Here is a 13,572-nt window from a genome sequence, read left to right on the forward strand (position 1 = left end):
ATCACTTCTTATTCTGTTTATTTGTTTTTAGATCGAATGCCGGCAGAGACAGATGCCATTTAATTGCCGCGAGCCGTATTCCTAAGGCAACTACCATGGCAAATATTAGGGCTTGTTTATCCTGCGCACCTAAATGCAGACTCAGACTATAGCTTATTCCACCTAAAATAGAAGCGGTAGCGTAGATCTCAGTTCTTAGGATCATGGGAACCTGACGGCACAACAAGTCTCGAATCATGCCCCCTCCCACGCCAGTTATCAAGCCCATCACCACGGCTATCATGCCACCCAGTTCAAGGCTCAATGCTTTTTCCGCGCCAATGACAGTAAACAGGGCCAAACCTAATGCATCAGCAACGGGTAAAGTGTGTTGTGGGACTCGTTTAGGCTTACGAACGATAAGCATAGTGAGCAATACGGTCAGCAGGATAACGATGATGTAGTTAGGGTCGCGGATCCAAAATACCGGCGTAGTACCTAGGAGAGCATCACGGATGCTGCCTCCTCCCACAGCAGTGACAGAGGCAAGCACAATGACACCAAAAGGGTCCATACGGTGCCTTCCCGCAGCAAGAGCTCCAGAGAGTGCAAAAACCGCAGTACCACAGAGATCAAAAAAGTAAAACCAAGAGGTCATTGATCCATCTCTTCTAGATGGTAGTTTAGGGCGACGACTGAGATACGGATCTCGATAACAGAAAGCAGCAGTGAATAGAGCAGCAGCAACAAGCTACAGCCAAAGATAAATGAACCGACTTTATTAAAGCCGATATAGATAAAGATCATACACAGAACACACAGGGCAAAGCTCATCACCCCAGACTCCTGCATACGTCGAATGATGCTTATCCTCTGGCGCAGGTTTTTGAGCTGTTTACTCTCAATAGGCTTACCTGAACTACTGAGGTTTCTGATCAGAGCCGCCAGTGAAAAAAAACGGTTGGTGTAAGCCAGTAATAAAAGGGAGATAGCCGGAAATAGCAGAGCCGGAGTAGTTAAGGATACATGAATGTTTTCTAGCAATTGCTTAGCCTGCGATATAAGTGATTACCTGAACCTTGGATGATACCAAGGGGGATAATAATGTCCATAGAGATGGGGAACTATCAGCTAACTTGGAGGTAACGTAGCCCTGCCCAGATCATTGGGATCACGACGACGAAGCCTACCCAGATAGCGTGGCTTACTCTAGCAAGCTTTATCGCCTCGCGTATTGACCCTTTTTCAGGGAGAGGACCGTGACTTAATTTAGCGGTATTAACCCTTACACCATTGAATTTCATGGGACCGCCGAGTTCAATATTCAGTACGCTGGCAGCAATGGAGCAAGTTTGTAACTCATGGTAGATACGTCCATTGAGGCTTACAGGCTTAAAGAGCCTAGCTAGGCTTTTAGGTCCACCTTGTATGGCTAAACTCAAGTTCCACAGCCAGGTTGGCAGAGCAAACAGTAAGGTGTTTAACAAGAACACAGGTCGTGAGAAGTAGCGAAATTGTGGGTTTATGGGTAACCAACAAAGCTCTAACTGTTTAAGCATACGAGCAGCAAGGACTAATGGAGCACCACCTAAGATAAAGAAAAGGACACTGGCGACCGTGCCATAAACTGGTGTTGTCACCAACTTCTCTATGGTTGCCTTACTTAAACCAACATCACTGAGCTCCTGAGTATCTCGAGTAAGCCAAGGGGCTAACATTTTGCGTGCTCGGGTTTTATCTTCATGGTTTAGGGCGCGGTTAACCTCCTCTGCGACGATATTAAAATTTTCATCATTGAGGCAGATATAGAGAACGAGAAACTCAAAAAACCATGGGAAAGCTGCCAGTTGCAAAAGAAAGGTGATAATGGCCCAAAATGGCACTACCAGTAATATGGCTGATAATGCGCCTGCGATAACCTGCTGAGAGTGACTTCTATTGCTGTGATTGACCTTACTCGCCATCTCTTTGGCAAGATAGTTAAAGGCAACGAGAGGTTGAACTGCGCGGGGAAGTGGAGCAATTTTTGAAAGAAGAAGGCTAATAAATAAGATCAAGGTTCCTTGATACAGAGGTGCATCATTGAGCAACTGCTGCGTAAACTCAGGAACCATGATATTAGCCTTATTTTTATCTGTTTTGGTAACTTATACCACTTGGTATTATATCAGTATTATAGATGCTTAAGGAGCGACATCACCATCAATGCAGAGTGATGACCCGCTTTGACTATGTATGAATCAAAATCCACTGGAGAGTCATTGTTTGCGTTATCAGAGAGTGAGCGGATCACCACAAACGGAACCTCAAACTGATGACAAACTTGGGCGATAGCGGCGCCCTCCATTTCACAAGCGGCCATTGTTGGGAAATGTTCCAACATTGTCTTAGTGCGAACAGGATCGCAGATAAAACTGTCACCGGTACAGATAAGCCCCTCAATGGCCTTTACTTCACCTAAGCTTGCAACGGCTTTATTGGCGGCAGCTTTTAATTTGTCATCAGGCATAAATGCAGCAGGTTGTTGGGCCATCTGACCAATTTCATAGCCAAAAGCGGTCACATCCACATCGTGGTGGCGAACCTCTGATGAGATAACAATGTCACCAATTGCGAGTGAATCCACAAAACCGCCAGCAGAACCTGTGTTGATCACAGCGTCCGGGGCGTACTTTTCAATGAGTAGTGTAGTGGCAATACTGGCGGCAACTTTCCCTATGCCGGAGCGGGTGACTATCACCTCTTTTCCGTCTAATGTGCCCGCAACAAATTCAATACCGGCAAAGGTTTGCGACTCTGCATTGTCCATCGAAGCGATTAGGTGAGCGACTTCTGGCTCCATTGCACCTATGATACCTACTTTCATTGTTTTAGCCTTAAATTGTCATACTGGATCGAATGGGCGCTAATATAACATGCCGTATCTGAATTTAGTGAAAAATCCCCTAGTCGCTAATAGATAGTTGGCATTTGATTTTCATTTTTCTCAACTTCTTACCGAACATCTCTTTCGCTTTTGTTCTCTCTTAGGTTGAAATGAGTTTACTCTTCAACTTCGAAGACAATTTTACCTTGAAGTATTGTCATTAGTAGAGCCGTATCTGCAATTTTATCGATAGGTAAGCGGGTAATATCTTGTTCTAAAATGGCAAAGTCGGCAGATTTTCCGACCGTTATAGAGCCTGTTATGTCACTAATGCCTAAGCTTTTTGCTGCATTGATCGTGTATGCATCTATTGCCGTGTGGATATCAGGTAACCCCCTTGAACCCATCTTTAAGCTGTTTGTAATGCTAATTAATGGATTAAGTTCATGTACATTCCAGTCACTACTTAATGTCACATTAGCACCAGTATCAAATATAGCCCTTGGGTTCATTAGGGCGTGGGTTCGCTTAGTACCTAAGAAGGCTTCAGCCCACTGATGGTCGTGTAATGCAATGTAATCAGAGGCGACTTGAAAATCAGCTGTTATATCCAACTTAGCAAAGCGTGGAGTATCTTTTGCATCGACTAATTCGACATGGGTGAGGGTATAAGGTTTTTTTGAACCTTGATTACGTACAAGTTCAATGGCATTAAGTGACTCTCGTACTGCTCCATCGCCAATTGCATGAATATGAGCGCTATAACCCATCTTATCAAGAGTATCTAGCCAAGTTTTCATCTGTTTTTCTGGGATATAGTTAATGCCGTAGGGTTTATCTTGCAGATAAGTATTTAAATAGGGAGCTAATATTTTTGCCGTGCCGTTAACAATAATGCCATCGCTATAGAGCTTCACCTGATTAACTAATAGTAGGCGTGATTTATCATCAGATTGCATCTTCTTTAAATAACTAAGCTGAGACGCCATTGAGTTCGCAGGGTAAATCCATGGACGAAGTGAAACACGGGCAGTTAAGTCATTATTTTTCTCTGCTTGTTGCCATACTTGGTACCAACCCCGCTTCCAATATAGTCGCCCATCACCAATGGTTGTGATGCCACGCGCTGCAGCCTCTTCAAGGCCATTGATGAGTCCTTGATAACTTTGAGAGAACTGGTTATCAAGATTATTCCATGCCATCTCCATAATGATGTCTCCGGCATTATCAAGCAGAATGCCGTTGAGTTCACCAGTAACCTCGTCTTTAAGGATCTTTCCGCCCTGAGGGGCTGGGGAGCTTTTCGTGATATTTGCTAATTTAAGTGCTGCAGAGTTGACCCACATAGAGTGTGATGTTTGCTCCATAAGAACCACGGGCTGCTTGGGAAAGATACTATCGATCACTTCAAGTGGTGTGTAGCTATTATCTTCATTTAAGATGGCATCTAATGAGAAACCGTAGCCCATCAGCCAAGTATCAGAGTGAGTATTTTCACTGCATGCGACTAAAAGGGGGATCTGCTCTTCAAGTGACTTATAAGCGTCGAGCTCACAGTTCCCTCCTGCTTCTGATGCCGCCTCAAAAATATGGTTATGGTTATCAATAAAGCCAGGCATAACATAGGCCTGCTCAAGATTGATAACTTGAGTATCTTGATTGCGATAACGCTCAGCTTTTTGAGTTTTGCCTACAAATAGAGTATCCCCATTGCGTATTGCAATTGAGTTAGCATACTTATGCCCGTAAATATTGGCGTTTGTTAGTATCGTATCTGCATAATCGACCGCCAGTAAATTATTGCTTATTAATAAGCTTGCCATAATAGCGAGCGGATAGATTCGGCTCATGGTTACTCCTTTTACTCTACCAAAGTGGACGGTATCTCTATGAGGAGTCTTACTGTAACAGAAGGGGGAGAGGATAGTATTGCCTTGGTCTGTAGCTATTAGGTGTTGTCTTTGTATCGAGGTCTGGCCTATCCACTATTTGATAATTAATCGCCCTAACCAGCGCAGATCTATCTCAATCTCATCAAGCTCGGCTTCAGTGATAGGAGCTAAAGTTAAGTCATCGGGGGCTGAGGCAAGCAGGTTGAGATCCACCGCTTGCGCTGTGCCCTCTATGGCGCCGTTATTAAGGCTGAGTTGATAATAGATGCCGTTATAAAAGTTGGCACCAAACTCAGATTTTTTCTTATACATAAATAACAGATCATGGGAGAGCCATGATAAGTCATTCAGGCTTATCGTTCGCGGGTTTGAGTAGGGGTAGGCAAGATGACACCAAAGCTCTGGACCCTCTAAACATTTCATCTCCTTCATGGAGAGGAAGTAGTCTTTAAAAAGTCTGTGATCCAGATGAAGCTGATAGTGGGTCTTGCCAGCTAAGGTTGAAAACTTGATATCACCTATCATCAGCTCCTTACCTTTTATATCAATAAGGTAGATATGTTTGTTGCCTGATAATGGGCTATCAGCAAAAGATGAGTAACTTAAACAGATAAGAGTGAGTAATAATCCTATTCTTTTAAACATCTCGGCTTTCCTACATAGGAGGTTGGTTAATACCAATCAGTATAAGTAGTTGATCAAATCTTTATACTGATTGGTATAACATCTAATAAAGATGAGTCTATGTCTATTCTCCTTTGGAAGGAGTTTTGAATGATGCTAGTGGGATGTCGCAGATGTAAGCTTAATAGGGGCTAATTAACCCCATCATTTGGAGATGGGGGAGTTATCTAGTAAAAATAGGCATTAATAGAGGGTTGGATGAACTCTCACCTGATCAAAATCATCGCAGTTATTATGGTCATGATCCCACAAGGTGACCTCTCTGTTGAATGAGAAGGCCATTCTAAGTGCGGCGATTATTGACTTTCCTCCATCATCATTGGCGTTGTATTTATAGTTCAGTGGTATCTCTACACCGTTTGCAAGATGAACATTTACGGCGTTGGCCCAATCTGGACCGCCTTTAATGTTTGTGACATATCCAAAGTCGATAGCTGTGATAAATTGTTTTTCTGCGCAGATGACTCCAGGGTTACGATCCGTTGCTAAAGTAGGGAGTGCTGTTGTGGCTAAGAGAGCTAAGCCTAAGAGTAGGGAACTATTTCTATTGATATTCAAATTGATACCTCACAATTGTTATTATTGCTGTACGTTAATTGCACATCTTTACGGTATATTGTTTTGTTAATATTGTAAAATGCAGAGGTAATCACTGTTCTGGTTAGTTATTTTGAATAGTAAAAAGCACACCTTTCGGTGTGCTTTTTTGGAACACTTTCCCATTGCTGGGAGGAGTTTAGAGCTAGTCTTCGAAGGTATTGAGGATACCTAGTGCTGCATCTCGTCCCTCGGCGATAGCGGTAACCACCAGATCTGAGCCGCGCACCATATCACCGCCAGCAAATATCTTAGGGTTCGTGGTTTGGAATGGATTATCGGCCGCTTTTGGCGCGATAACACGTCCCCACTCATCTAAGTCGACATTATGCTCCTTGAGCCAAGATGCAGGACTCGGTTGGAAGCCGAAGGCGATGATGATGGCATCTGCGTCAAGTAAGGCTTCACTACCTTCAATGGCTTCTGCACGTCGACGTCCACTGCTGTCAGCTGTTCCCATCTGAGTTTCTACACAGGTGATACCTGTGACGATACCATCTTGAGTTTCGATGGCGACAGGTTGTCGGTTGAAGAGGAAGTTCACTCCCTCCTCTTTGGCGTTTTGCACCTCACGTCGTGAGCCTGGCATATTCTCTTCATCTCGGCGATAGGCACATGTGACCTCAGTTGCCCCTTGGCGAACTGCGGTGCGAACACAATCCATCGCAGTATCACCGCCACCGAGAACCACGACTTTTTTACCCTCTAAACTCAGGTAAGGAGAGTCTGGATCTGTGGTGCCCATAATATGGTGTGTGTTGCCAATGAGGTAGGGCAGAGCTTGATGTACACCTTGAGCATCCTCTCCGGGCAAACCCGCCTTCATGGCGGTATAAGTCCCCATGCCGAGGAAGACGGCATCATACTGTTCGACCAACTCTTCGAATGGGATATCTGCGCCTACAGTCACGCCAAGTTTAAATTCGATCCCCATACCTTCAAGGACTTCTCTGCGTGTGGCCATCACCGACTTATCCAGCTTAAAGGCGGGAATACCATAGGTGAGTAGGCCGCCTATCTGTGGATTTTTATCAAAAACTACCGACTGAACTCCATTGCGGGCAAGGATGTCAGCACAGCCAAGACCGGCTGGCCCCGCCCCGATAATGGCGACACGCTCTTTTCTTGGGGTGACTTTGGTCAAATCTGGTCGCCAGCCCTGTGCAATGGCGGTATCGGTAATGTATTTCTCTACATTGCCGATAGTCACAGCGCCAAACTCATCATTAAGGGTACAGGCACCCTCACACAGTCTGTCTTGAGGGCAAACCCGGCCACATATTTCAGGCAAGGTGTTGGTCTCATGAACCAGATCGGCAGCCTCTAAAATACGCCCCTGCTGGGCAAGCTTGAGCCAGTTAGGGATATAGTTATGCAGTGGACATTTCCACTCACAATATGGGTTACCACAATCGAGACAGCGGTCGGCCTGCTCGTTGACTTGAGTTTGAGCAAAGGGCTGATAGATCTCAATAAACTGAGTAGCACGCTTCTTTGCTGGGTGCTTAACCGGATCTTTGCGGTCAACTTCTATAAATTGGAAATCATTACTCATCAGTTGTTACCCCGCTACTACAGCTAATTCTGGTTGTGATTGCTCAAGTTTTAATAGATCTGAAACCGGTACATTTTTAGGTTTCACTAAGACAAAGCATTCGATCCAGTTTTCAAAGTCAGCCAGTAGCATCTTGGCATGCTCGCTACCTGTTTCCGCTAAATGCTCCTCTATTAAGCCTCTTAAGTGGTGCTGATGTAACGGTGAGCTGACTTTTTGTGTGTCGACTAGCTCAGTGTTCACTCGGCGATGGAAGCGGCCAAGCCTGTCGAACACATAGGCAAATCCGCCTGTCATACCCGCAGCGAAGTTCACGCCAGTTCTTCCTAGAACAAGTACGATGCCGCCAGTCATATATTCACAACCGTTGTCACCTAAGCCTTCAACCACTGCAGTGGCGCCCGAGTTACGCACGGCAAATCGCTCTCCTGCGGTTCCTGCAGCAAACAACTTACCACCGGAGGCGCCATAGAGGCAGGTGTTACCGATAATGGCCGAGCGTTCGCTCTGGAAGGTACTTCCTAGCGGTGGATGTATGGTGATCTTGCCACCTGACATCCCTTTGCCTACATAGTCGTTACCGTCGCCACACAAGGTGAGCTCTAACCCTGGTGAGTTCCAGACACCAAAGCTCTGGCCTGCGCTACCATTAAACCTTAACTGTATCGGCTGTTTAGCTCCCTCTTTACCCACTGTTTTGGCGATAAAGCCTGAGAGTGAAGCACCAACGGAGCGATCGGTATTATTGATATCAAATCGCGCTTGAATCGACTCGCCCGCGACAACGGCATCTCTAACCTTGTCTAAAACGACTTGATTCAACAGACCTTTATCTTCAGTGTGATTGAGTTCACGCCATGTTTTTGCACTGCCTTCAGGTATTTTGGGTGTATAGAGGATAGGGTTAAGATCTAGCCCTTGCTGCTTAGATGTCTTGCCCTCTAGTGTGGTTAACCACTCGCTGCGACCGATAAGATCTTCAAACTGAGTGACCCCTAGCGCAGCCATCCCTTCGCGGATCTCTCTTGCGACAAACTCAAAGTAGGTCATGACACGCTCAGGTAGACCGTGGTAGTGCTCATTTCTCAACTTAGTGTTCTGAGTAGCAACGCCCGTTGCACAGTTATTCAGGTGGCAGATACGCAGGTATTTACACCCTAATGCAATCATAGGTACGGTACCAAAACCGAAGCTTTCCGCGCCGAGCAGGGCCGCTTTTAGTACATCTTGGCCGGTTTTCAGTCCGCCATCTACCTGCAGTCGTATCTTATGTCTAAGACCATTCTCAACCAAAGATTGATGCACTTCAGCAAGGCCTAGCTCCCATGGGCTACCGGCATATTTGACTGAGGTTATTGGGCTGGCACCTGTGCCACCATCATAACCAGAGATGGTGATCATATCGGCGTAGGCTTTAGCCACACCGGTTGCGATAGTCCCTACACCAGGCTCAGAGACGAGTTTGACCGAAACCATGGCGCTTGGGTTGATCTGTTTAAGGTCAAAAATGAGCTGAGCAAGATCTTCAATCGAGTAGATATCATGATGGGGTGGAGGCGAGATCAGGGTAACACCAGGTCTTGCATTACGCAGGCCTGCTATCTCAACACTCACCTTGTGACCAGGAAGTTGACCACCTTCGCCGGGTTTAGCCCCCTGTGCGACCTTGATCTGCAGTACTTCCGCATTCATCAGGTAGTGAGCGGTGACACCGAATCGTCCCGAGGCTATCTGTTTGATTTTCGAGTTGCGCTCTGAGTTGAAACGGCTTGGATCTTCCCCACCTTCACCAGAGTTTGAACGGCCACCGAGTCGGTTCATCGCTACCGCTAATGCCTCATGGGCTTCTGGGCTAAGGGCTCCAATACTCATGGCGGCGCTGTCAAACCTAGGATAGAGACTGTCGGCGGACTCTACCTTATCGAGTTCAACAGCCTCTAGCTCACCTTTAATGGCGATAAGATCGCGCAGTGTCGCGATCGGACGGTTATCAACCAGCTCAGTAAACTTCTTATAACTTGGGTAGTCACGGTTTTTTAAGCTAGCTTGCAGTGTATTAACCACATCTGGGTTAAAACAGTGGTACTCGCCGCCTTCAACATACTTGAGTAATCCACCTTGTGATAGGGGCTGGTGAGCACGGAAGGCAAGCTTATGTAACTCAACCTGATCTTGCTCAAGCTCGTTAAAGTTAGCACCTTCGATGCGGCTCACAACACCATTAAAACAGAGCTCGACGACCTTGCTAGCAAGGCCAACTGCTTCAAACTGCTGACTACAACGGTATGAGGAGACTGTACTGATCCCCATCTTCGACATGATCTTCCTCAGGCCTTTATCTATGCCTTGGCGGAAGTTCAGCATCAGCTGGTAGTTTTTAGGGGCATTATTGAGCTTAGCCAGTGCCGAGATGCTCTCGTATGCCAGGTATGGGTATATGGCGGTTGCGCCAAAACCTAGTAACACGGCGAAGTGGTGTGGATCACGAGCCGAACCTGTCTCTACTATGATGTTAGTATCACAGCGTAGGCTCTTATCAACCAATATCTTCTGCACCGCTCCTACTGCCATGGCAGCTGGGATAATCTGCTTAGATTTGTCCGTTGCACGATCCGACAAGATAAGCAGGGTAGTGCCTGTGCGCGCTAGACGCTCAGACTCATCACAGATCCGGATAATCGCCTGTTCGAGTCCCTCTGTGATGTCGTAATTCAGGTCGACTCTGTTAGCGCGGTAGTAGGTCGAATCCAATGCCATTAACTGGTTAAAGTCGCTGTACAGAAGCACAGGAGAGTTAAACATCACTCGGTAGGCGTGGCCTGTGGTCTCATTAAACAGATTCTGCTCCCTACCCACACAGGTAGAGAGTGACATAACATGCTTCTCTCTTAATGGATCAATAGGAGGATTGGTCACCTGCGCAAATTTCTGTCTGAAGTAGTCATAGACAGTGCGTGACTTTTTAGAGAGTACAGCCATAGGGGTATCATCACCCATAGAGCCGGTGGCCTCTTCGCCCTTTTGGGCAAGTACCCAAATAACCTGTTCTAGCTCTTCACGTGAGTAACCAAAATGCTTTTGGTATTGCAGCAGTTGCTCTGATGAAAATTCACAGATCCCTTGCTCAGCAATTGGGATCTCTTCGGCTGGGGTTAAGTTTTGACTGTTTTTCGCCATCCAAGCCTTATAGGGATGACGACGTTTAAGATCGTTATCTATCTCAAATGAAGAGTAGAGCTGACCGTTAAGGGTGTCGAGCACTAATAGCTCTCCGGGTCCAACACGTCCCTTCTCGACCACTTCATCGGGAGCGTAATCCCAAATTCCCACCTCTGATGCTAAGGTGAGGATTCTGTCTTTGGTGATCACATAGCGTGACGGGCGCAGACCATTACGGTCTACGGCGCATGCCGCGTGGCGACCATTGGTCATAACGATGCCCGCAGGTCCATCCCATGGCTCCATATGCATAGAGTTGAAGTCGTAGAAAGCTTTTAACTCCTCATCCATCTCTGGGTTACTTTGCCAGGCTGGTGGGATCAACAAGCGCATGGCACGGTAGAGATCCATACCGCCAGCAAGAAGCATCTCAAGCATGTTATCCAGTGAGGAGGAGTCTGAGCCAGTTTCGTTTACGAAGGGGGCTGCTTGTTGCAGATCTGGCAATAGTGGAGCATTAAATTTATAAGCACGTGCACGTGCCCACTGCCTATTACAGGTAATGGTATTAATTTCACCGTTATGGGCAAGGTACCTAAAGGGCTGCGCGAGGGGCCATTTAGGTGAGGTATTAGTTGAGAATCTTTGATGAAATAGACAGATTGAGCTTTGCAATCTGATATCGGCCAGATCAAGATAAAACTCAGGGAGATCGGCTGGCATCATCAGGCCTTTATAGACAATGACTTGGCCTGATAAGCTGGCTACATAGAAATCTTTATCATGGTGAAGCTGCTGCTCTAAACGGCGTCTTGCCATATAGAGGCGACGCTCAAGATCTTTCTCTCGCCATCCAATAGGGGAGTTTATCAGTACTTGATAGATCTGGGGTTGGCTTGCTTTACCTATATCACCAAGTACATCGGCATTGACCGGAACCTTTCTCCAACCTGCAACACTTAAGGTCTCTTTTTCAAGCTCACGCTCTAACAGGAGTTTAGTTTGCTCTGCTAGTTGGTCATTTTGATTGAGGAAAAGCATACCAACGGCAAACTTACGGCTAAGGTGCCAATCGTTTTCTGCTGCTACGGCTTCAAAAAACTTAACGGGAAGCTGCATTAGTAATCCACAGCCGTCGCCTGTACGGCCGTCTGCTGCGATTCCACCACGGTGCTTCATACGGTCTAGACCGTGAATTGCGGTTCTTACGATGCGGTGGCTAGGCTCACCGTCCATCTGGGCTATCAGGCCAAAACCACAATTATCTCTCTCGAAACTGGGGTGATACAAGCTCATACACAAACTCCCTAAACTTAAACTGAATACTACGTCGGGAAAATCTTGTTATAACTATGCACCCGAACCATTCAAATTAACGTTTGATTAAAGAAAGGTCAAACCAAATAAATGCATAAATTAGCGACTGCTTAACTCTCATTGGCCATAATTTTAACCCGTGTTACGTTAACGTAAACTGTAAATTGATTTGTATAACGCTATGAATAAAAAGAATTTTAATTTTAAGGTTAAAATTTTAGTTAATAAAATGTAACGGTAGTAGCTGTAAAGTTTTTTTGAGAAATATGAGTTCTATTGCAAATATAATGAATTATAAGCGGATATCACGTTTGCTTATTTATGCAGTGCTAATGCGTTAACTACATTTTTACCCCCCTTTTTTTGCTGAATCTCTATTTTCTGTTAAATCACCTTTATCTCTGTTGTATGGGGTTAGTTTGATTTGGCTCCACGTTTTTGCTCAATAGATGAATTAGAATATGCTCATTCATTCTAGTAGTAGTAGAAAATGGGTTTAGATCAGTACGTCAATACGTTCGGTGTTGCTTGTAAGCAGCGCTTCGGTGAAAAACTTAAAAAGTTAACCATAGATGCAAAATTTACCTGCCCAAATAGAGACGGTACATTGGGAAGAGGGGGTTGCACCTATTGTAATGTGGCCTCTTTTAGTTATGAGCATGGCACTGAGTTATCGATACCTGAACAGCTAAATAAAGGTAGAGAGAGGTTTGCCGGGCGAACATCAAAATATATCGCCTATTTTCAGGCTTATACCAGCACTTATGATGAATATAAGGTGTTGAAGGCTAAGTATGATGAGGCGATTATCGATCCTGATATCGTGGGATTGTGTGTGGGAACTCGGCCTGATTGTGTTTCCAATGACGTTATTGAGTTACTGGCTGGTTATCAGGCCCGCGGTATTGATGTTTGGTTGGAGTTGGGCTTGCAATCAGCCAGCGATAAGACATTGAAACGGATCAATCGTGGCCACACTCTAGCCGACTATCTCGATACTGTGACCCGTGCTCGAGCTAAGGGAATTAAGGTCTGTACACACCTGATTTTAGGTTTGCCTGGAGAGGAACATCAGGATTACCTTGATAGTTTACATGCTGTACTTCAAGCCGGTGTTGATGGGCTTAAGTTGCATCCACTGCATATAGTAGAGGGAAGCACCATGGCAAAAGCGTGGCGGAGTTCGCGGATTACGCTACTGTCAATGGAGGATTACGCTTTTAGTGTTGGTGAGATGATACGTTATACGCCAAAAGAGATAATTTTTCATAGGGTTACAGCCTATGCGAAAAAACCGATTTTATTGGCTCCTGACTGGTGTGCCTATCGTTGGAATGGATTAGTTGCGATTGTGGATGACTTAAAAGCTAAAGGTGGGCAGGGGAGCTATTTGATTTCTAAGTTAAAAATGGATTCAAAAAGCGATATAGAAAACAGTTAAATGGCAGGTTTGATTAAAATTTAGTTAAAAGATGGTTAATAAATGAATGTTTTTACGCTGTTATTACTCATTTAGTTGCACC

The 13,572-nt window shown here is 45.4% G+C and carries 10 protein-coding genes; 1 reads left to right on the top strand and 9 read right to left on the bottom strand.

Annotated features, from left to right (window positions below; all coding sequences use genetic code 11):
• Position 1 precedes the first annotated feature (1 nt).
• The 9 genes from K0625_RS08070 to gltB form a co-directional block, all read right to left on the bottom strand.
• The gene (locus K0625_RS08070; protein WP_012323853.1) at positions 2 to 637 is read right to left on the bottom strand and encodes a trimeric intracellular cation channel family protein; all 636 of its coding nucleotides are present in this window, start codon (positions 635 to 637) and stop codon (positions 2 to 4) included.
• Positions 634 to 1,011 carry a DUF2721 domain-containing protein gene (locus K0625_RS08075; RefSeq protein ID WP_041418003.1) on the bottom strand — a complete coding sequence of 126 codons (378 nt, stop codon included), beginning with the start codon at positions 1,009 to 1,011 and terminating at the stop codon, positions 634 to 636. Before K0625_RS08075 ends, K0625_RS08070 begins: the two co-directional genes overlap by 4 nt.
• Positions 1,012 to 1,106: 95 nt before the next feature.
• Positions 1,107 to 2,093 (bottom strand): cobalamin biosynthesis protein CobD/CbiB, encoded by a 987-nt coding sequence (locus tag K0625_RS08080; RefSeq protein WP_220109225.1) that lies wholly within the window; start codon positions 2,091 to 2,093, stop codon positions 1,107 to 1,109.
• Between the two features lie 59 nt (positions 2,094 to 2,152).
• Positions 2,153 to 2,845, bottom strand: coding sequence for a 5'-methylthioadenosine/S-adenosylhomocysteine nucleosidase (gene mtnN / locus K0625_RS08085; protein WP_220109226.1), 693 nt, complete (start codon positions 2,843 to 2,845; stop codon positions 2,153 to 2,155).
• A 176-nt stretch (positions 2,846 to 3,021) separates the two neighbouring features.
• Entirely contained in the window at positions 3,022 to 4,695 is a 1,674-nt protein-coding gene (locus tag K0625_RS08090) for an amidohydrolase (RefSeq protein WP_220109227.1), read from the bottom strand.
• Between the two features lie 135 nt (positions 4,696 to 4,830).
• Positions 4,831 to 5,382, bottom strand: a complete 552-nt coding sequence (locus K0625_RS08095) for a hypothetical protein (RefSeq protein ID WP_220109228.1) — start codon at positions 5,380 to 5,382, stop codon at positions 4,831 to 4,833.
• 222 nt (positions 5,383 to 5,604) lie between these two features.
• Entirely contained in the window at positions 5,605 to 5,979 is a 375-nt protein-coding gene (locus tag K0625_RS08100; protein ID WP_220109229.1) for a hypothetical protein, read from the bottom strand.
• A 184-nt stretch (positions 5,980 to 6,163) separates the two neighbouring features.
• Positions 6,164 to 7,573 carry an FAD-dependent oxidoreductase gene (locus K0625_RS08105; RefSeq protein ID WP_220109230.1) on the bottom strand — a complete coding sequence of 470 codons (1,410 nt, stop codon included), beginning with the start codon at positions 7,571 to 7,573 and terminating at the stop codon, positions 6,164 to 6,166.
• A gap of 6 nt (positions 7,574 to 7,579) precedes the next feature.
• Complete coding sequence (gltB, locus tag K0625_RS08110; RefSeq protein ID WP_220109231.1) at positions 7,580 to 12,028, bottom strand: glutamate synthase large subunit; 4,449 nt, start codon at positions 12,026 to 12,028, stop codon at positions 7,580 to 7,582.
• A 511-nt stretch (positions 12,029 to 12,539) separates the two neighbouring features.
• On the opposite strand from gltB, the gene mnmL reads away from it, so the two are divergent.
• Entirely contained in the window at positions 12,540 to 13,490 is a 951-nt protein-coding gene (gene mnmL / locus K0625_RS08115) for a tRNA modification radical SAM protein MnmL/YtqA (RefSeq protein WP_220109232.1), read from the top strand.
• The last annotated feature ends 82 nt before the right edge of the window (positions 13,491 to 13,572 follow it).

It is taken from the genome of Shewanella nanhaiensis (assembly GCF_019457885.1).
Taxonomy (GTDB): Bacteria; Pseudomonadota; Gammaproteobacteria; order Enterobacterales; family Shewanellaceae; genus Shewanella; species Shewanella nanhaiensis.

What these genes read in the sequence shown, in the direction of transcription:
- K0625_RS08070 (WP_012323853.1), bottom strand. Translation starts at nt 637, where the DNA reads ATGACCTCTTGGTTTTACTTTTTTGATCTCTGTGGTACTGCGGTTTTT.
- K0625_RS08080 (WP_220109225.1), bottom strand. Translation starts at nt 2,093, where the DNA reads ATGGTTCCTGAGTTTACGCAGCAGTTGCTCAATGATGCACCTCTGTAT.
- mtnN (WP_220109226.1), bottom strand. Translation starts at nt 2,845, where the DNA reads ATGAAAGTAGGTATCATAGGTGCAATGGAGCCAGAAGTCGCTCACCTA.
- K0625_RS08090 (WP_220109227.1), bottom strand. Translation starts at nt 4,695, where the DNA reads ATGAGCCGAATCTATCCGCTCGCTATTATGGCAAGCTTATTAATAAGC.
- K0625_RS08095 (WP_220109228.1), bottom strand. Translation starts at nt 5,382, where the DNA reads ATGTTTAAAAGAATAGGATTATTACTCACTCTTATCTGTTTAAGTTAC.
- K0625_RS08105 (WP_220109230.1), bottom strand. Translation starts at nt 7,573, where the DNA reads ATGAGTAATGATTTCCAATTTATAGAAGTTGACCGCAAAGATCCGGTT.
- gltB (WP_220109231.1), bottom strand. Translation starts at nt 12,028, where the DNA reads ATGAGCTTGTATCACCCCAGTTTCGAGAGAGATAATTGTGGTTTTGGC.
- mnmL (WP_220109232.1), top strand. Translation starts at nt 12,540, where the DNA reads ATGGGTTTAGATCAGTACGTCAATACGTTCGGTGTTGCTTGTAAGCAG.